Source organism: Natrialba sp. PRR66 (assembly GCF_034808065.1).
Taxonomy (GTDB): domain Archaea; phylum Halobacteriota; class Halobacteria; order Halobacteriales; family Natrialbaceae; genus Natrialba; species Natrialba aegyptia.
Genome location: NZ_JAXHGN010000007.1, coordinates 336759 through 356305 on the forward strand (window position 1 = coordinate 336759; position 19547 = coordinate 356305).

Here is a 19547-nt window from a genome sequence, read left to right on the forward strand (position 1 = left end):
GATCAATCTCTGCTCCGTCAATCAGAGACTGCCATCAGGGTGTTGCTTCGACATCCGACTCACGCGACACAACCTGCCAATTGGACGGCGAAAGCTCGTTCGCATCGAACCCTTCGTTTTCGGGATACGCCGTGAGAACGAGGTATTCAGTCCGGTCAGCCAGGTATTTGACCAGGATTTGTAGATTATCACTTGCGAGCCCACCGAGACCATCCAGAAGCATCACCGGTACCCGCTGGCCGACTTCGAACGCTTCGTGACCGGCAAGCGCCGCGACGATTCCGAGCAACTCCCGTTCGCCCTCACTCAGCGCGTCCAGTTGAGCCTCGCGTCCTTTGCGTGCGACAACGAGATCAAATGAACTCGTGAGACGTGCCGTTTCAAATCCTGTATCGAACTGGTCGAGCAAATCCGTAAGCGCCGACGAGAAAGCCTCACGCGCCCGACGCTTGATTTCTTCTTTTCGATTACGGAGATCCGCGATATCGGCGGCCAACGCGTCATACTCCTCTTCGAGCGTATCGCGTTGTTCCGCAAGGGACTCCGATTCGTCGAGTTCAGCGCGTGCATCAGCTAGTTCCGCCTCGGTGTACTTGATCTCGCTTTCGAGATCGGTGATGCGATCGTCAGTCGAATCGACTTCCGCCTCGAGTTCGGTAATCCGAGAGTCGAGATCGTCTCGTCGCTCCTGCGTTAATTCGAGACTCTCTTCCGTTTCAGCGAGTCGAGACTCCAGTTCTCCAATGCGGTCGGTTAAGTCGGCTTCTCGTCGCTGTGCCGTCTTGAACTCGTCTCGTTTCGCTTCGAGTTCGTCGACGCGATCTTGCATCTCGGCAGCTTGTGAGCGGAGTTCAGCGATCCGATCATCGAGTGCGGATAATTGCGTCTCGAGATCGTCGCGTGTCGCGTCGTTTCCGCAGAGCCAACACGTCACTGAATCCGCTAGCATCTCGTGAGAGACCGCCGTCAGTAGTTCGACACGCCCTTCATCGAGCACCCGCTTGTTCGCCTCGTAGACCGACTGCAATAGTTCCCTGTCTCGTTCGATATCGCGGAGATCGTCGTTGAGTTGTTCGAGTTCAGTCTCGATCGCATCACCCGAGCGCACGGTAAGCGACTCCAGTTCGGCGCGTTTTTCCGAGAGGGTATCGCGAACGCGCTCGGTGGTTGTCTCGAGACGGTCGATTTTCGCCGTCAGTCGGTCCCGTTCCGCGCGGAAGTCACTGAGTTGTTCGCGAGCGTCACTTTCGGCACCAGCGTCAGAATCGAGGTTCTCGCGTTCGGTCCGTAGCTCCTCGAGATCACCTTCGAGACCAGTGACTCGCTGTTGGAGTTGCGGGAGGCGATCAGCGGCTTGTGCGGCCCGCTCGAGTTCGCGTTCGACCTGATCGCGTTCGGTCCGTAGATCCGCTATTTGTTCGTCGATATTCTCGAAATCCAGGGGTTGTGTGAGGACCGACTCTACGTTCTTGCCGACTCGAATCGCTTGTCGAATTTCGTTTTCCTCGTCGAGGAAGGCGAATAATGACGCACAGACGCGATCGTATTCCTCATCGAGGTAGGGGTTGCCAGACCGCGAGACGGTCCCGTTCGTTCGTTTTAACTCGACAATGACTTCGTCGTTGTCATCGTCAGTTTCCAAAACGGCTCGACCGGTTGATTGTCCTTCGGTCAGCGGCTTCACGGTGCCGAAGGCGGTCTTTATTCCCGCGAGAAAGCTCGATTTACCTTGCCAATTACTTGCGCGGACTGCATTGACGCCGGGTTCAATGGAGGCTTCACCCTCTCGAATACCCGCGATATTCTCGAGCGAAAGATGCCACGTCATGGTTAGAACGGCACAACGACAGCCGCTTCCAAGAGCGGTTCACCGAGGAACGTCGTTTGAAGCGCTTCGGCGACCATGTAGGGGGCTGCGATAACTGACAACTTATTGCCGAGACGTTCTCTCACTGGCTCTTCAGGCTCATTTTCGGCGTGTGCATCACACACATACCCGCGTTCGACGGCATCCTCAAAGGGCACCCGGACAGAACAGTCTGGACAACTTAGTTTAACCTGAACGTCGATTTCGGCTTGCTCCGCATCTCGGAGACGCTCTTTCGACGCAAGCGATGAGAGCACGGACCGTGCTTTTTCGACAGTTCGTTCTTGCGCCATCTGAACGGTGTTTGCTTCCCAATCCGTTTTAGCTGGCGTCGTTTCTTTTTCGGCCTCAAGACAGCCTTTAAGGTGGTGACGCATCGTGCTCCACGACACCATTTCATCCGTAATATCGTCGATATCAAGCCCATCGGTAGCGAGATCAGCAGCTAGCTCGTCACGTTGAATGTCCGCGTCACCGGTGATAACTTCGTATTCGCGGTCTAGATGGACAGACACCGTGTCGCGTCCGTGTTCTTCGTACAACCGTTTCAGGAGTCGTTTGTTGAACCACTCGGTGAGGGCTTTGTATCCGTCAGCGGACCGGCCATCGGATCCAGTCCATCGTGCTACAAGATACTCATCGACAGATTCGTGTCCTGCACCGGGCACTGTCAGGCCGTGGCGTTCAATGAGAGAATCGATCTTGCAACCCATTGGTTTGGTCTACACGAAGGGTGGGCCTGCCAGTTAATAAACGTGATTACTGGGGGAACGGATGAACGACCTGCGACACTCACCGATATCTGAGTTTCCAACCGTTCGAGAAGTTACGTATTGCTCGCGGCTTTTGATAACCGAAACCCACATCCCAATCAAAATCTCATTGGTGGAGGGAATTCTGCCGGTCACGGCGGGGAGGATGTCTCTCAGAAGATTGTTATCAGAATCAATTCCGGATAGAATTGATTATATGATGCAATATTGATTCAGGATATAATTCTCGATACCAAAACTTTTGGACGTCAGAAACCGATCCTGCTGCTACATTCCTGCATAAATTTATGAGAAATAGAATTTCAGTGATGTGTCGTTCTTCATCGAAGTCTATGGCCATCTGAACGTCTTCTGGCGGCTTGGCCTGAGTTATCGGCTCGAATACACTGACTAAGAACCCATCGAAAAGCGGTTTTCCTCCACAAGATACGCGTTGACCGCTTGCACAATTTGTGGGCAGACGGTCGACAGAGAATTCGTTATTGTTTCGCTCTACCTGCACACTACTACAACACGGAATTACCCTCTTCAGCTGTCGCGAGACCGATCCCACGGTGGTTGCGAGAACTTCGTTCTCGTACAGCACAACGAAACTGTTTGGGTTCTGAGGACGATATTTTTGTACCATTTTCCAGAGAAACGCGAAACCGAGGCTGCAACATTTCTCGTTGATTCTGGGACGATCTGACTGCCCCGTACTCATCGAGACGATGGAGGAGTCACAGGCGACGCCACCTCGGTGAAACCGTTATCGTGAGTGTGTTGGTCTCACCTCAGGTACCGATCGAGGAGTTACTCGAGATCGTTGAATACCCTCACTTCACCGGCTTCCGTCAAGCCGATCCTGACCGCGGAGATCAGCCGGTTCTCGTCGGTGACCTCCGCGAGTAAACCGTATAGATGTGCGTAGAGTTCCGGACGACAGTACGCGACTCTGATTCCCGCGTCGTCCCCCTGTGCATAGACGCGATCGACAACTTCGTCGAAGCTTGTTCCGGGCGAGACGGTGAACTGTGCGGGTGCACGAAGTGTACGAACGAGTTCTAGCGTCCGCCGCGCCTTCTCGACATTCGTTTCAGCAGCCCGTTCGACGGCGCTCACGTTCGAACCCGTCGTTCCCAATTTGTCGGCGACTTCTTGCTGTGTCTCTCCCTGTTCCCGGAGTTGTAACACCGTTACTTGCCGGTCTGTCAGGACCGTGGTCTCCGTTGCCACCATATGAACTCAAACAGAACTCTTTGAGATAAGCTTAATGGTCAAACAGAAAACGTTCTATCTATGGACGATAGCTCGTCGATTAGCCGCCGCTCGACCCTTTCCGGGGTTGCTGGATTGCTCGTCGGTACCGCCGGCTGCTCCAGGACCGGTGGCGAACAATCGGAACCGGTCTCGATGCTCGCTGCAGGGAGTTTGAACAACGGTCTCGAAAACGGGTTACGACCGAGTGTTGACGCTCCTCTTCAGATCGAGTCGCGCGGTTCTACCGAGGTTGCTCGTCTCGCGGCCGAGGGACAGAAAGATCCGGATATCGTCTCGCTCGCAGACATTGCGCTCTTTGACTCCTCACTTGAGTCGGAGTGGGTTGCCGAGTTCGCGACGAACGCTATCGTTCTCGCGTACAATCCTGACACGGCGGGCGGGAAGCGTCTTGCAGGCGTCGGTCCCGAGAACTGGTATCGCCCCGTCCTCAATGGCGACGTCGAAATCGGTCGGACGGATCCCGATCTCGATCCGCTCGGTTACCGGACGCTGTTCATGCTCGAACTCGCGACCGAGTATTACGGGACGGACGCGAACCTACGGGAGACGATTCCGCTACGAGAACAGATCTATCCGGAGACGCAGCTTATTAGCCAGTTCGAGACGGGTTCGATCGATGCTGCAATCGCCTACCGAAACATGGCCGTAGAGCGCGGGTACGAGTATATCGACCTCCCCACCGAGATCGATCTCAGCGATCCCGCGTACGCCGATACGTACGCGACCACCAGCTACGAACTGCCGGACGGAACGGTGGCTCGGGGGAGGCGTATCAGCTACGGGTCAACCGTCCGTCGCGAGTCCCCGCCCGTGTTCGATGTGTTCCGGACGCACACAACTGGCCAGTACCTGACCGACTTCGGGTTCGTCGTTCCCGATGATTATCCTCAATTCACTGGTACCGCTCCCGATGAAGTTACACACTGAAACCGCCTTCGAGCGGTTCGATTGGCTGTCGGTGGCGTTTCTACTTGGAGCAGTGTTGCTCTGTTACTATCTCGTGCCACTGATTTCGCTCGTTGTGAGTCAACCACCGGGATCAATCCTCGGTCAGCTTACGACACCGGACGTGGCATCCGCCGCAACCACGTCGATCACGGCGTCACTCGCGAGTGCGGGTCTTGCATCACTATTCGGCCTGCCGCTTGCATACTGGCTGGCTCGCGCCGACGGACGTATTGGGACAATCGTGACTGCACTCGTCGTCCTCCCCCTCGTGTTGCCTCCGATAGTCAGCGGCATGGTATTGCTCACGGTTGTCGGACCGAATACCGTCCTCGGAGAACTCGCAGCGGCCAACGGCGTTTCACTAACGCGATCCACTGCTGGAGTCGTATTGGCGCAGACGTTCGTGGCCTCGCCGTTCGTCGTCATCACGGCGAAAGCAGCCTTCGAGAGCGTTGACCGGCAGTTGGAATACGCCTCGCGATCGTTGGGAAAGAGTCGGCTCGCGACCGTTCGGCACATCACGCTGCCCATCGCGTGGCCGGGCATCCTCGCCGGTATCACCCTTGCGTTCGCCCGCGCTATCGGAGAGTTCGGTGCGACGATAATGCTCGCGTACTATCCTCGAACGATGCCGGTCCAAATCTGGGTGTCGTTCACCACGATGGGATTGGATAACGCCTTCCCTCTCGCCGTTATCCTCGTTGGAATCGCCGTCGCGACACTGGTCGTCCTCAATGCCCTCGGGACAAACCCACTAGAGTGATCGTATGCTGGAACTGACAGACATCACGAAGACCTACACCGATTTCGCGTTTGGCCCGGTAGATCTCTCGGTTGAAGCCGAAGTTCTCTCGGTTCTGGGCCCGTCCGGGAGCGGGAAGACAACGTTGCTTTCGTTGATTGCTGGCATCATGGATGCTGATTCGGGATCCCTCTCGCTGGACGGCCGGTCTCTCGAAGACGCGCCTATCGAGGAGCGACGGACGGGGCTCGTCTTACAGGAGGGTGCACTGTTTCCCCACATGACCGCCCGAGAAAACATTGGGTACGCGGCGACTGACCCGGATCGAATAGACGAGTTCGCCTCACTGCTCGAAATTACCGACGTGCTGGATCGACTCCCGGCGAAGCTCTCCGGTGGCGAACGCCAGCGGGTTGCGCTCGCTCGCACGCTGGCGGCGGATCCCGACGCGCTGCTCCTCGATGAACCGCTGTCGAGTCTTGACGCGCCGATCCGGCGACGCTTGCGCCGCGACCTCGCGGGGTTGTTCGCCTCGCTGGAGATCCCTATCGTCTACGTTACGCATGACCAGCGAACGGCGACGGCGCTCGGTGACCGCCTCGCTATCTTCCGAGACGGTTCGGTGGAGCAGGTGGACTCACCATCGGCCGTCCTCAAGCGACCTGCGACTAGATTTGTCGCACGGTTCACTGGCACAGAAAACCTCCTTGAGGCGACGGTAGTTGAGCGAAACGAGAACGGAACGATCATCGATATCGGCGACCGCCGGCTTCTGGCGTCGGTGGCGGAGACCACGGACGGACCTGTCACGGCTTGTATCCACCCGTCTCGCGTCCAACTGGTCCAGGGGGCCGCAGAAACCGATGGTGAGGGCTGGAACATCTTCGACGGAACAGTCACTGACTGGCTGAACGAAGGGGCTGAATACCGCATGACCGTTGCTGTTGACGGGAGTTCACATTCGCTCGTTGTGACTGTACAGCCATCGGTGTTCGAGCGACTCGAGATCGGCTCTGGGCACGCTTTCAGCATGGTTATCCCCCCGGACGCAATTCACCTGCTCTAACGGTTCCGTACTAACGTTTCCGCACCCACGTGGTAGTCAGGATGCTGCAGGTAAGTCCCGTGGGCAGCGAAACGACCTTTTTCTGTCCGCCTGTATGTTACCGCATGCTTGAGGGACCCCGGTCGCGCTGGAGCGCGATCGGTTCTCGACTCCGTCGGATCGAACGCTACGAACTACACAAACTTCGGTCGTGGCTCGAGAACACGCGAAACCTGATTCACCTCTCCGCGTTGCTACTCGTCCCGGTGCTGATCGCCGCCATAACGGCACTCTCGAACGGTGTCTCGACGCTCCCGTTCTTGCTATTTCCACCGCTGGCGTCGGGCACATATACGCTGTTTTCCGAGCCCAACAGCAAATCTGCCTCGCCGCGCCGGTTCATTGGTGGACTGACCCTCGGTGCGCTGTGTGGTTGGGTTGCGCTCGAAGTGACGCGGTACTGGCGCGGTGTTCCGCCCGAGACGTTTCGCGTCTACGCCGGTGCGGCAGCGTTCGCCGTCTTCCTCACCGGCGCTGTCACGTGGTTGTTCGACCTCGAGGAATCACAGGCGTTCTCGACGGCGTTACTGGTACTCGTAACCAACCCCGTCGACGCGAACGTGACCGTCTTCGGTGCGTTGCCCGGTCGGACGAGCGCTGCGTTGGCGTACGTTCTCAGCGTCTTTGTTTCGACGTCGCTGGTGGCGGCTGCTTTCGTCGGCTGGCATCGGTGGTTCTACGAGCGCCGCGCGCGACTGCTCTACGCTAGTACGACGGCCGACGACGCCGTCCTCGTCCCAATGCGCGGTGATCACTCGGAGGCGACCGCGATGCTCGGTGCTCGACTCGCCGCAGCACACGACGCCGGAAAGGTCGTCCTACTGAACGTAGTCGACGACGCGACGGTTGCCGACGCCGAGGAATCAATCGCCGCCGAGCGCGATGAGGCTGGAGCCGATGCGAAGACGATCGCCGAGGAACGAGTCGGCTCCGACACCGCCGATCCGCTCGAGGCGTACGCTCGCGAGATCGAATCAGCGACAGACGTTCCGTGTCAAGTCGTCGTCGCAGCGGGTGACGACGACGCAACGATCGTCCTCGAAGCCGCCCGCGCGGCAGAGTGTGATCTAATCGTCGCCCCGTACGAGGAGGATCAGGGAAACGGGAGACCCGCACCGTTCGTCCGTGAACTGTTACGCGGCGACGTCGATGCCCTGGTCCATCGATCGGCCGACGGGCGGACCGACTGGAGACGGATCCTCGTCCCCATCGCAAGAGAGAGCGATGTCGCACACGCGATGATCGACTTCGCGATCCGGCTGGCCAAAACTGCGGGATCGGTGAGCGTCTGTCACTGTCTGCGCGGTAGCTGGCACCGAGACCGGAGACAGGCCGAGGCGTTTCTCACCCACCTTGTCGCGCCGTTTGACGGTACCGACCACGATGCGAGCGACGACAACGCTCCTGTCGAGATTGAAACTCGAGCCGTTACGGCGACGCCGGAGTCGTTCGTCGCCGAGCAGGCACCGCGGTTCGATCTGGCCCTCGTCGGAGCGAGTACCGATCGCTCGCGGGCCTCGCGATTCCTCTCTCCGCCCACCGCCGAGCGATTCGCGGACCTGGAGTGCGACCTCGCGATCGTCTCGACGGCTCGAGACGGGCAACGCGGGTGACTGCACCTGACAGTTTGACAGTATGCGGGCGACCCGCGGTCGTCAGTACAGTCACGGACGCAGATCGGCAGTATCGTTCCTTGAATCAGCCGACAGATGCGTCGATAACTGATACAACAGTCGGTGACGCGGCTACGGGTTCTTTTTCGATGGATCGGACCCGTTAGTGTGAAAAATACATCACGTGATGACGTAGATCGGTGATGCCATTAGTCCACCCCTGAGTTCCGTCTCAGTGATGCTGAACTTTGGACTCGACGTAAACAGCACCCACAGTCGACTACCAGTGCCCGGTGTTGATGATCCCGTCTTTTTGAGGCGTCGAGTTAGTCGACCGTGTATTCTTTTGGCAAACGTGATTGTTCGGCAGATTCGTGTTCCGACTCAGTCGGTGGCGTGACGTACACAGTTGTGAGAGCAAATACAACCGCTCCACCTGCCAGTACAACACCGACACTGAGAAACGTCGCACCCAAACCAACGATATCGCTTACTGGACGGACCACAATCGGTGAGAGAAACTGCCCGAGGAAGAATGCACTCGTCAGCCCGCTGAGGGCGCGGCCGCGGACGGGTTCCGGAGTGACTGCCGCAATCCACGCATTGAGATTCGTCAAGAGGAACCCACTGCCAGCGCCCGCAAACACCAGCCCAGCGACAATGCCAAAGAACGTCCCGCTAACTCCGATAATGAGATATCCCGTGCTCATGAACGCAAACGTGAGTGCGACGATGCCGATCACGCTCACAGAACGGCGGATGCGCCCATAAAGCAGCGACGCAACCCCACCAGCACCCGTCGACACTGCTAACGCAGTGCCGATCAACGATCCGCTTACTCCCGTCTGTGCTTCGAGATAGAACGGCATCTGAACCGGGATCATGTAGAAGATGATCTGTCCGATCAGCCCGAGTGTGACGATGAGTGCAAGCGTCCGCAGCGGAAATCGAGCGAGTGTTTGACGGAGTTCGTTGATGCTCGTCGGACGATCGCCGGTTGGTTCGCGCCGAGTGGGCTCCGGCAATGCGAACGCCATTGCCGGCAGGAGCACCAGCGCCACCGTATAGACGAGAAACGGCACTCGCCAGCTGATATCCGCGAGCACGCCCGCGAGTGGCAACAGTACGACACCACCGAGAGACATGCAGGCGCCCTGGCGTCCGAGAATTGTTTCTCGGCGGTTCGTCTCGTAGTAGTCGGTGATCAGCGCGGTCACCGTCACCATTATGCCTCCAACGGCCAGTCCCAGCACCGCTCGACTAACGAGAATCGCTACCAGTGAATCCAGCACGAATCCCGAGCCGCCCGCGAGCGCGTAAACCACTGTCGAGACCAGTAGCAACCATCGGCGGCCGTGCCGGTCAGCGAGCGCGCCGATGATGGGCGAGCCAACCGCAATGAACAGCCCGTGCATGGTAAGCACGAGTCCGACGAGCATCGCCGCGTTCGGCGCAGTTGAGAACTCCCGCTGGATAGCGGGCAGCGCCGGAGAAATCGTTGCTCCCGCCATGATAGTGAGCATACTGGCGAGTAACAGCGTTCCCTGTGCGAGCCGCGGGCGTGGGAGTGCCGTCTCACCGCTCATGCGACTCTCATCTCGTTGAACACGTCTTCCAACGCGTCGCTCACGTTCAACTCATCGAGGGCCGCATCGATATCGACCGTGTCTCCGCCAACCTGAGTCTCCTCGCGTTTCCGCAGCGTGACTACGCGGTAGAGATACGCGACGCGGAGAAGCCAGAGTGCTCCCTCGATAGCGTCGTCCGACCGGACCCGATAGGACACCCACCCGGAGTCGGGCATGACGTGATGCTTTTCGGCCCGCTCCTCCTCGATGAGAATGTCACGGACCCGTTTAGCGAACGGAATATCGACGAGTTGGCCGCGGTGGACGTGGCCGATTTCCCGCCCATCGAGGGTGAATTCGCGCCCGCCGCCACGGTCGTGCGAATCGACTTCCACGCCGTGCCATTCGCTGACAGTAGATTCAATTTGATTCATCTGCCGGCCTCCGGGGAAATACCGACAGTAGATGGAGCGAACTGCTCTGCATGTTCAACGACCGCTTCGATGAACTCCTCGAACCTGTCCTCGTACGTCTCGTCGATAAGGGTGCCGTCTTCATCAAACGCATCCCTCACATTCGAAACGGGCAGGTCAGGTCCGGGATGGGCGTTGAACTCCAGTGTGATATCGTGGAGATGGCTGAGAGCTCGGACACCGCCGAACCCACCTGCTGAGACGGTGACGTACGAAAACGCTGTGTCCTCGTATTCCGGATACAGGTGGTCGAGGAGATTCTTTAGCGTGCCGGGAATCGAGTGATTGTATTCCGGCGCGACGATGACGAGTGCATCCGCAGCCTCGACTTGCCGACCGAATGTGTCCACATCGGGATGTGGGTCGCTGACTGCATCTCGCCGGTTCGTGAACAGCGGAATGTCGTAGTGCTTCATATCGAATAGATCGACGGCGTGTCCTCTCTCGCGGAATCGGTCGGTGACATACCGGGCGGGATGGATCGAATACCGGCCCTCCCGGATCGTCCCCTGTACGACGAGAATGTTGAGCGAAGAAGCCGACATTATCGTCGATCCCTCGTTTGGATCAACACTTTACACCAACGGCTCTCGGTCTGTTCCTGGGAACTGCTAGTTCGATGGTGGCTTGATGGCACCATGAGTAACAAAAGGAGAGAACGCACTGTTGAAATTCGCGTGAATATATTCACATCCAGTCCCTGACCTGCACTCTATGATCACGCTTTGCGTGTTCTCACAACTGTCCAGCGAGCAGCGTCGTGGCTCCGAACGTGAATCATCTCCCGGATTTTTGAACCGCGCCTCAGTACTAGTGGGCACGATGCCGCGCGTACAACTCACCTTCGATGCTGCAGCACGCGCAGATCCACTGGCTGCAATATCGACCGAGTTACCCGACGAAGAGTTCAGTATCCTCTCGAGTCATCCGACTGACGGTGGCATACTCGGACTTGTAGAACTCGATACAACGAAACCTGAAACTGTTATCCAGCACTTTGCCGACGCTTCAGAAATGGCGTACGAGGTGCTGCACAACGACGAACAGACGGTAGTGATTCAGTACTTGATTCCGGAAACGGAATCAAACCGAGCTCTTCGTTCGTCAGGGATTCTGCCGCGATTTCCTGCTCGCTTGCAGGATGGGTGGTTGACGGCAGAGCATACTGCTTCGCACGAGCGGGTATCACAGTTGCCGGAGGAGATGGACGCTGCTGGTATCCCGTATCAGCTCCAGTCAATTACACAAGCGTACGACCCGACTGAACTGCTTACGCCTCGACAACACGAGTTTATTACCGAAGCAGTCGAACGCGGCTACTACGATAGTCCACGTGGGTGTACCCTCACGGAACTAGCGGAAGGGTTTGGTGTGAATCCATCGGCTGCAAGCGGTGTGCTCCATCGTGCGGAAGAAACGATTATCAAGGAAGCTATCAGCAAGTCAGCAGTCGAAGCAGACGAGAATCAAGAGGCAGAATAGATGCACTGCTTGTGACCCGTAGTTTCGAAATCGGTTGGCAGCTCGTATTGCAACATAGTTCGTGACTCTATGTATCAAACTGGATTCGGTGGGTGTTTGACCCGATGACACTGTCTAGTTCAGCCTCTTCTCGATACGTATCCATCTAGCGCTTGACTCGACCGAAGTCACGCCTCGAAGCATTATACGAAACGAGCGAAGCTGACGATCCACCGATTGAAAGTCACACTAATCACTCTGACAAGTGTCTGGGTACCGCGCTGAATAGATAGCGCTTAGTCACCACTCACGATAAGCGACACGAGAGTATCGCGATCACGATGACGGAAATCCCGGCAGCGCCAGCGAGGACTCCGACCGCACGTGCCAGCTGCTCACCCCATGCAACTGTCCGCTCGAGCGAGAACACCACTGCGATAAGTACCATCCAGACGATGTTCATCGAGCCCACGATTACCATGAACGTGAACAGCACCCAACAGCATCCCACGCAGAAGATGCTGAACTGCCAACTCATCCGGACGGCACCACGAATCCCCGGCTGATGGTGACCCATAAGGAAATTATCGCGATGAATTTGTCAGTCTTGGATCTCGTTTCGGAACGTTTCAAGTGATTGAATGCACTCATCGATTTGCTGGGCCGCCTTCTCGGGCGATTCCAACTTAGAGACATCCTCGTACTTATGCCGAATCCCATACAAGAACGCCTCCACTCTTTCCTCGAAGGAGTACTCTTGGTGCCCCGACATAGTGTCAAGCACCATCCACCACCCGACCGGATGTTTTGCATCCTCTTCTGGATAGGAGTCAACTGGCGCTGGTGGGGTCTCGAATTCCTCGAAAGCGGCCTTAGTCGCCTGATTCGCAACGCGATGGAGTCGGAGGAGTAACTCACCACCCTGCTCCCCTGCAATCTCGTACCAGTCCTCTGTCACCTCGGTCACGTCCCATTCCGATACGAACCCCTCCTCGACGAGGTCGTCCCAGTCGTCGGATTCGTGGTCGACGAGAGTTTCCATGTCGCCTGCAACCGTGATCCAGATGTTGCTGCCACCGACTGCGTCGTGCGTTAAGGGCATGAACGCCGCGTGGTCGCAGAACTCCTGCTGCGGGAGTCTCTCGACTGCGTCTAAGATGTATCGATCGATGAGTTGCCGGTTTTCAGTCTTGCCGTGAGTCGTAAAGTGGACTTCACTAATTTGTTGCATGCGTTCATATCCTCTGCACCCAGAGGAAAAGGAGTTGTCAATACTGCAAAAGGTACCCCAACAACCAAGGGGATTCAAGTTTGAGTATAGAACGTCCGAATAGACAATTTCTGAGCGAGGTCGATACATCCCCATTCCTCCTAGCAGTTTTCGCATGTGCGCCGTCGGCACCGTAGTTCTGTTTCCCGCACCCAATTGAAGATGAACATGATTTTATAATACAACGATACCTGTATGACCTGCACTGAGCAGTATAGATAGGCTCTTGCGCTCGAGTCAGCAGCGTTCGCCCAATGGCCTCAACGCAGGCTTCGCGACGCGACGTCTTTTGAGCGATCGCAACGGATTCGTATCGAGAGTGGCCAGCGTACGACACGACAGGGTTGTACGACCGAAGCTCTCTCGGGGCACTCGAAGAGGATATTCTGACTGTCGCATCGGCCTGGTTGACTCACGAAGCCCATGACTCGGTTGACGAGTTCATTTGTGAACTCGCGCTGAAATACGCTGATTTGACATCTCATGACCAGTATGACGAGCCAACAACGGACGAAATGCGCACGCTGGTGCGGGCGTTTCTGCTGAAAGAAGCCTACGGCTGGAATCACGAAACAGCGCTCCTCGAGCATCTCAAAAACCGGCCAGCGATTCGGCAGCAACTTGGCTTCGAGACACTTCCTGATCAGTCAACACTCTGGCGGACGTGGCACTGCCGGTTCTCACCTGATCTCCAGGAGACGATCCAGAAGAGCGCACGAACCGTTCTCATCAACGCTAACAGAGAAGGCAGCGATGTTCCAAGAGAACCGCTTCGCACCTCTGAGAACCATGAGGAGGCCAGTCCAACCGATTACGAAGTACTCACTCATGCAGACGAGGTTACCGAACAAGTGAGCCACATTGTTTACCCGGCGTTCTCGCTTAATCGCGGGGACAACTGTGAAATTCATCCGAACGGGTTCTGGGATCTCCAGACGTACCTCGGGCTCCGAGAAAATCTGGCAGCGAACGAAGGAGCACGCAGCTTTCTCTATGACTCCCAGCGAGATCGGTCACCGTTAGGACACGCTCATCGAGCGCACATCCGTGATCTCTCGATCGAGTCGATTCGCGAGATGTATCACGAGGCGTTGCAGCGGCTTATCGACCGAGTGTCGGAGACGGAAGTTTTCCATCGTGCTGGACTCGTTGCGATCGATACGACCGAGACAAAGCCGTTCACTGGCGATCGAACAGGCCACGAGGACGAGATACCCGGCACGAAAGATGGTGAGTACGCTTACCAGTGGGCGACGGTACAGTTGGTTGGGAAAGCCGTTCCATTAGTCCTAGATGCTCGGCCGATTCGTGAGCGGCAGCGCTATTTCACGCCACTTTATTTCATGTTGTGCTGGTCTGATTCTCAGATGAGAGAGTGAAGATGAGCATCATTCGTTTACTACACACGGTGAGGATTGGAATGAATGGTCAGCCTGTGCATGACAAATCGACCTAGCCGAGATCAGGCTAGAATAGTCTCCTTCTTCTGGTTGACGGCTAACTAGTTTTTAAGTTGATTATTTTCCTCGATCGGACGGGTATACAACTCGACAACGTGATCATCTGGGTCCTTGAAGTATAATGACTGGTAGGGAGCTTCAGCCTCATATTCTCGTTTTGTCACGGCGATATCCGTCTGTTGAAGGAACTCATATGCGCTGTCAAATTCGCTCTCGTCAACATAGAGGGCGAAATGGACGTGGTCGCCACCTTCATCATACAACGCAGAATCGGGCCAGTCACTGACCGGCTGTGCTTTGTGTTTTTTGTCTTCATCGGAAAACTCGCGAGGCAGCCACAGGCCGAGGCGAGTGTTTCCTCCGACATAGATCCACGTTGCCCAAATTTTGGTTCCAGAGACCGATCCAGTAAACTGCCCATCAGTGTACCCCCACTGGTCAACAATGGGAAATCCGAGTGTTTCCGACCAAAATGAGACCGCCCGATCCATGTCCGCAACTTCAAGGACGAGTTCAGAAACGCCCTGTACTGGGAGTGCCATACTAGTTCACTAATACGGGTGAATTTATCTGTATAATAGATTTGCTCGCGTTGATAAACACGTTCGCTTACTGGGGATATTTCCCTATTCAGATAGGAACTTTTGGATACCGCTACGCATAAAACTCAAATCTGCCCCAAGCAGGAAGAACCGAAAACCCCGGTCCATTCGTTCAGCTTGTATGGCTGGTGTTCGGCCTGCAATGCCGGGAAATACATCGTTTTCAATCGCCGCATCGAGAACACGCTCGACAGCGTTCCTTACTTCTGGATGATCAGTCTCTCCAGGGTATCCAAGTGCTGCTGAGAGATCGTTCTCGCCGATAAATGCAACATCAATTCCATCAACCGCGAGGATTTCTCTAACCGCCTCAACAGCAGGAGGTGATTCGATCTGGATCGCGACGAGTGTTTCGGTACCAGCGTCGTTAACGTAGCCCTCGAAGTTTTCACCATAGCCATTCGCCCGTGTAGTACCAGCGACTCCACGCTCTCCAACCGGCGGAAAATAGGTCGATCTTACAACTGCTTGCGCATCTGTGGGGGTTTGGACGCTTGGGACGATCACTCCCTGTGCCCCAGAATCAAGAGCGTGCTTCGCTGCTCCCGAAGTTGCTTCGTCAATGGATGGCAGCCGTACTATGGGTGTAGCATTGGGTTCAATCGCTCGAATCAGTCTCTCTACGTGCTTTGGTGAATACGGAGCATGCTCTGTATCAATACCAATCCAATCAATATCTGTCCGCGAAAGTACTTCTGCCGTCCGAGCACTTTGAGACAAAATCCATGCGCCAACAACACTATTGCCCCGCTTGAGTTCAGCTAAAGCGTGATTTTCGTTGACCATGCTCACCGGTTCGAAGCCCCTGTAAATAGAGAGTTGTGTAGCGGCGAAACCACATTGCTCAAACCGGCCGGCTAGTTACTCTCCTAGGCTGACGTTCGACGATTAAGCGACTGAGTCAGTCGCTGAAACGTTTTGTATTCTCCGCAGATCCACCTTTGTCTTAGAGGAAGCGTATTTTGTCGGCGACTATTGGTTTGCAGGAACCTGAAAGCGGAATCTGTGAAGCGGTAGAGGAATGCGTTCTATAGAGCGAAATACGATTTATCCCACGCCATATCATGGATAGGAGCCGTGTTCCTGCTGTAAATACCGGATAGAGCCAATATTCAACACACTTGGCTAAAAGCTAATTTAACCAAGTAAGTTTACCAGGGTGGACGCTGTACCCCACAGTGAAGATCATGGATTCGGGAAATTCGAGGTCCACAACTGGTTCTCGCGATCGCCACCCCACGGATACGACCATCCAACAGTCAGTCGACCGCTACCTGAACTCGCTCGACTCGGGCGGCAGTCGCGCGAGTATGCGTCCGGCGCTGACCGAGTTCAGTTCGTTCTGCCACAAGGAAGGAATCAACAGCGTCGCTGAACTCGACTCGGGAGACTGCCGCGAGTACGGGCTTTGTCTCCGTGAACGCACGATCGACGGTGACCTCGCGGGCTCGACGGCGAATACGTACTTCCGGTACGTGCGGGCGTTCCTGTCGTTCTGCGTTCGCGATGAGCAACTCGACACGAATCCCGCAGACACCGAACGTGCCGAGGAGTTCCTTCCCGAAGATCGACCGACGAGAGACACGCAGTTCTGGACGCCCGAGCAACGCAAGCAACTCCTTTCGTACGCAGACGAACGCGTGGGGATGGCTCGTGAGGAAACTATCGATGTACCGCTCGAGCGTGCCTACCGCGACCGAACCATCGTTGTCCTGCTCGCGGAACTCGGCGTTCGTGGGGCCGAACTCTTTCGCGACAGAAACGACGACGATCGGCGTGGTCTCCGGTGGGGCGACGTCGATCTCGATAACCGTACCCTTGAGGTGTACGGCAAATCTCGAGCGTACGAGGCCGTCGGGCTCACCGACCGGGCTCACAACGCGCTCTCACGTCTCGAGCGTGTTCACGAACCGCCGATCGACGACTGGCCAGTGTTCCCGACCGGCCATACGGCGAGCAAGTACCAGGCTGTTGAGGACGCTACAGGCGAGCGTCCCGAACCCGGCAGCGACATCGATGCAATTCTTTACGAGCAGGCGATCGCCCCGCCGTCGATCACGAAAGAGGCCGGCCGACAGATCCTCAAGATGCTCACCAGTGAGGCCGGGATTGAACTCGAGGGCGACCAGGAATATCTGAAACCCCACGGAGCGCGACGAGCGCTCGGTGCGGAGTTGTATGAACAGGGTCACTCTGAACTCGCACAGGCGGCGCTGCGGCACAAGTCAATCGAGACGACCCACGAAGCCTACAGCGATATCCAGGCTGCCGATGTTGCCAAGTCGATCGATGAAGTCCGGGAGTAGTTGTGGTACTCACTGGTTGTCGAACCGAACCACGAGTTGATCGAAACGACCCACAGGCCTCGAATGTCAAAATGAAGCTGTGGCGAACGTGATCAACGACGTAGTGGGTGGAGAACACAAATCCCCATAGGTTTATGTATATGACTGTAATTTATATTGATATGTGTCCAAAACGGAATCCGATATCGAAGCGAGTACATGACTCAGACAGTGGAAAATTCCTGCCAGAAGATTCAATCAACAGTCTCACACCGTTTGGATACAATGATAGTGATGAAGGTTCAGGATACGGTGGTCTGTTGCTCCTACTCGCGATAGTATGTTTAATCGGCTACGCACATACCCAAGGGATGCTGCCGGTTTTCTTCTGAGAATGAACGATGAACTTCCATGGTGGGGTTTCGTCGGACTGACACTCATATTACTGGTTGCGGCGATCGCCTACATCGGATTGTAGCGATATATGATCGAAGCAGTCGGTGGATTCCCAGTAGAAGTTGTTGCGCTGACTCGGCTTGGGTAAGATTAGATCCCGTCTTCGTCGCGAACGGTGATGTCACCAACGTTCCGGTAATGGTCCCAGTCACCAGTCATCGCTCTCGCAATTCCTTCTTGATATCTGTTGATCGAGACCTCGTCGTAGTCCTCGCGTGATTCAAGATCATCGATGAGATTCGGTTTCGTTCGTGGTGATGGCATCTTACACCGGTGTTCGTCGATTCGAAGAACGTGAAGATGGTCAATCGGTGACTCATTGAAATAGATTCTGAAAGTCCAAATTTCGGTATCTTCAGAGTGGTGGTACCGATCGGTCCAGGTATGCTGGTAGTCCATTCTTGATTCACGACCTCCATATCGCTCGATTCGAAGACGGGGGTCTAGCGAATAGACGTAGGTTTGAGGGTCATCGAAAAACTCCCAATCTGTCCCCTCTGACTCAAGGATCGTTCGTTTCAGATCTTTAATTGATGGCATTATAAACAATCATCATCTCTTAGTAGAAATATATTGTGGCCTATGAGTGGAAACCCAGTCGTTTCGCCGACTACCGCTACTCCGACACTCGATATCGGTCGATTCGGGCTTTGTTCTCGGCGTACGACCGGCTCGAATCATAGATCGGGTCATCCGGAAGCGCCGCCTCGCCCTCGGGGACCGCCGCAACGGGGAGTTCAGTCTCCGCAAGGAGGTCCTGAACCATCGATTCCCACGTGCCAAGTGGCGACTCATCGTCCATCAGTCCGCGTAGGCGCTCGAATACGTCCGCGACCTCCGCATAGGCGGCATTGAAGTCCTCGATCCACGCTTCCAGGTCATCGAGTTCATCGTCGACGCCGGCCTCGCAAAGCCGATCTTTGATTCGGGCCTGGATGTCGTCTTCCCACTGCTCGCTGCGGCGGGCGTTCTTGCGAGGGAGATCCGGGTCGGTGTACCGTTCGAGGGCATCGCGAACGATGCGGCGGAACTCGTCAGGATGCTGCTCAAGCGCGTTCAACTCGGTCGCGCCGGCCCCGTGTTCCGGCTCCCACTCGGTGATACGACGATTGTAGGTTACGCCACCGGTGCCCGTTGTCGAACTCTCCTCGATCGGCTTTCTCGGGAAGTCCAGGAATTCGATCTGGTCGGTCGTCACGGTCAGTCGTTCGATCACAACCCGTTGCTCACGGTCGCCGCGTTGGGTTCGGTCGGAAACTCGCGAATGCTGTTGACTATGACAGTGATCGCGTCAGAGATGGCGACGATAAAGTGAATGTCTACATCGGAATCAATCTGACAGTCGAAGAGAGTTGACTACTCAACCAATACTAAATAACAAATATAATATAGTTATTGGTCGCGATGCTACGCGATTCGATTTTACTTGTGAATCCATCAGCAATTCGGCCGTATATAGCTATCTCTACCATCTATTCTCCCTCTTCTCAGTTCTTGTCCGGGGTAATTGTTTGTCCAGGGTAAACCGATTCTCGGATGTCCGGGGTAAAAACCACCAGGTGGGAGTACTGTCCAGGGTAAAATCCGGCGGCTCTGGTGAATCGCCATACAGCGGTTGATTTGGCTATGTTGCGGCACGCTTGATGTTATGAACGACACATTTC

The 19547-nt window shown here is 55.8% G+C and carries 17 protein-coding genes and 3 pseudogenes; 8 read left to right on the forward strand and 12 right to left on the reverse strand.

Annotated features, from left to right (window positions below; translation table 11 throughout):
• Positions 1 to 34: 34 nt before the first annotated feature.
• The 3 genes from SM755_RS22285 to SM755_RS22295 all read right to left on the reverse strand — a co-directional run bounded on the left by SM755_RS22285 (position 35) and on the right by SM755_RS22295 (position 3858).
• Positions 35 to 1828, reverse strand: coding sequence for an archaea-specific SMC-related protein (locus SM755_RS22285; protein ID WP_323174618.1), 1794 nt, complete (start codon positions 1826 to 1828; stop codon positions 35 to 37).
• A gap of 2 nt (positions 1829 to 1830) precedes the next feature.
• Positions 1831 to 2580, reverse strand: coding sequence for a rod-determining factor RdfA (gene rdfA / locus SM755_RS22290; RefSeq protein WP_323174619.1), 750 nt, complete (start codon positions 2578 to 2580; stop codon positions 1831 to 1833).
• A gap of 852 nt (positions 2581 to 3432) precedes the next feature.
• Positions 3433 to 3858 (reverse strand): Tfx family DNA-binding protein, encoded by a 426-nt coding sequence (locus SM755_RS22295; protein WP_323174620.1) that lies wholly within the window; start codon positions 3856 to 3858, stop codon positions 3433 to 3435.
• Between the two features lie 60 nt (positions 3859 to 3918).
• On the opposite strand from SM755_RS22295, the gene SM755_RS22300 reads away from it, so the two are divergent.
• The 4 genes from SM755_RS22300 (at position 3919) to SM755_RS22315 (ending at position 8308) form a co-directional block, all read left to right on the forward strand.
• Positions 3919 to 4827, forward strand: a complete 909-nt coding sequence (locus SM755_RS22300; protein WP_323174621.1) for an extracellular solute-binding protein — start codon at positions 3919 to 3921, stop codon at positions 4825 to 4827.
• The gene (locus SM755_RS22305) at positions 4811 to 5611 is read left to right on the forward strand and encodes an ABC transporter permease subunit (RefSeq protein WP_323174622.1); all 801 of its coding nucleotides are present in this window, start codon (positions 4811 to 4813) and stop codon (positions 5609 to 5611) included. Before SM755_RS22300 ends, SM755_RS22305 begins: the two co-directional genes overlap by 17 nt.
• Before the next feature lie 4 nt (positions 5612 to 5615).
• Entirely contained in the window at positions 5616 to 6656 is a 1041-nt protein-coding gene (locus SM755_RS22310) for an ABC transporter ATP-binding protein (protein WP_323174623.1), read from the forward strand.
• A 104-nt stretch (positions 6657 to 6760) separates the two neighbouring features.
• Complete coding sequence (locus SM755_RS22315; protein WP_323174624.1) at positions 6761 to 8308, forward strand: HPP family protein; 1548 nt, start codon at positions 6761 to 6763, stop codon at positions 8306 to 8308.
• 326 nt (positions 8309 to 8634) lie between these two features.
• On the opposite strand, the gene SM755_RS22320 is transcribed toward SM755_RS22315, so the two are convergent.
• From SM755_RS22320 to SM755_RS22330, 3 genes are read right to left on the reverse strand one after another with little or no spacing between them, the layout of a single operon-like run.
• The gene (locus tag SM755_RS22320) at positions 8635 to 9894 is read right to left on the reverse strand and encodes an MFS transporter (protein WP_323174625.1); all 1260 of its coding nucleotides are present in this window, start codon (positions 9892 to 9894) and stop codon (positions 8635 to 8637) included.
• Positions 9891 to 10310, reverse strand: coding sequence for a luciferase family protein (locus tag SM755_RS22325; RefSeq protein WP_323174626.1), 420 nt, complete (start codon positions 10308 to 10310; stop codon positions 9891 to 9893). Before SM755_RS22325 ends, SM755_RS22320 begins: the two co-directional genes overlap by 4 nt.
• Positions 10307 to 10894, reverse strand: a complete 588-nt coding sequence (locus SM755_RS22330) for an NAD(P)H-dependent oxidoreductase (RefSeq protein WP_323174627.1) — start codon at positions 10892 to 10894, stop codon at positions 10307 to 10309. Before SM755_RS22330 ends, SM755_RS22325 begins: the two co-directional genes overlap by 4 nt.
• 169 nt (positions 10895 to 11063) lie before the next feature.
• On the opposite strand from SM755_RS22330, the gene SM755_RS22335 reads away from it, so the two are divergent.
• The gene (locus SM755_RS22335) at positions 11064 to 11831 is read left to right on the forward strand and encodes a helix-turn-helix domain-containing protein (protein WP_323174628.1); all 768 of its coding nucleotides are present in this window, start codon (positions 11064 to 11066) and stop codon (positions 11829 to 11831) included.
• Positions 11832 to 11978: 147 nt separating this feature from the next.
• Positions 11979 to 12065: pseudogene (locus SM755_RS22340) on the forward strand (IS5/IS1182 family transposase); the annotation flags it as partial.
• 52 nt (positions 12066 to 12117) lie between these two features.
• Here the strand turns inward: SM755_RS22340 and SM755_RS22345 are convergent.
• Together SM755_RS22345 and SM755_RS22350 are read right to left on the reverse strand one after the other, a co-directional pair.
• Positions 12118 to 12393 (reverse strand): annotated as a pseudogene (locus SM755_RS22345) (DUF2182 domain-containing protein); the annotation flags it as partial.
• Positions 12394 to 12411: 18 nt separating this feature from the next.
• The gene (locus tag SM755_RS22350; protein ID WP_323174630.1) at positions 12412 to 13041 is read right to left on the reverse strand and encodes a hypothetical protein; all 630 of its coding nucleotides are present in this window, start codon (positions 13039 to 13041) and stop codon (positions 12412 to 12414) included.
• Between the two features lie 335 nt (positions 13042 to 13376).
• On the opposite strand from SM755_RS22350, the pseudogene SM755_RS22355 reads away from it, so the two are divergent.
• Positions 13377 to 14393: pseudogene (locus tag SM755_RS22355) on the forward strand (transposase); the annotation flags it as partial.
• Between the two features lie 188 nt (positions 14394 to 14581).
• Here SM755_RS22355 and SM755_RS22360 read toward each other — a convergent pair.
• Entirely contained in the window at positions 14582 to 15082 is a 501-nt protein-coding gene (locus SM755_RS22360) for a VOC family protein (RefSeq protein ID WP_323174632.1), read from the reverse strand.
• A gap of 84 nt (positions 15083 to 15166) precedes the next feature.
• A complete protein-coding gene (locus SM755_RS22365; protein ID WP_323174633.1) occupies positions 15167 to 15928 on the reverse strand; it encodes an aldolase/citrate lyase family protein in 762 nt (253 codons plus the stop codon).
• Between the two features lie 401 nt (positions 15929 to 16329).
• Here SM755_RS22365 and SM755_RS22370 point away from each other — a divergent pair, with 401 nt between their 5' ends.
• Positions 16330 to 17448 (forward strand): site-specific integrase, encoded by a 1119-nt coding sequence (locus SM755_RS22370; protein WP_323174634.1) that lies wholly within the window; start codon positions 16330 to 16332, stop codon positions 17446 to 17448.
• Positions 17449 to 17973: 525 nt separating this feature from the next.
• On the opposite strand, the gene SM755_RS22375 is transcribed toward SM755_RS22370, so the two are convergent.
• Together SM755_RS22375 and SM755_RS22380 are read right to left on the reverse strand one after the other, a co-directional pair.
• Positions 17974 to 18147 carry a hypothetical protein gene (locus tag SM755_RS22375; protein ID WP_323174635.1) on the reverse strand — a complete coding sequence of 58 codons (174 nt, stop codon included), beginning with the start codon at positions 18145 to 18147 and terminating at the stop codon, positions 17974 to 17976.
• A gap of 352 nt (positions 18148 to 18499) precedes the next feature.
• Positions 18500 to 19099, reverse strand: coding sequence for a hypothetical protein (locus SM755_RS22380; RefSeq protein ID WP_323174636.1), 600 nt, complete (start codon positions 19097 to 19099; stop codon positions 18500 to 18502).
• Positions 19100 to 19547: the final 448 nt, after the last annotated feature.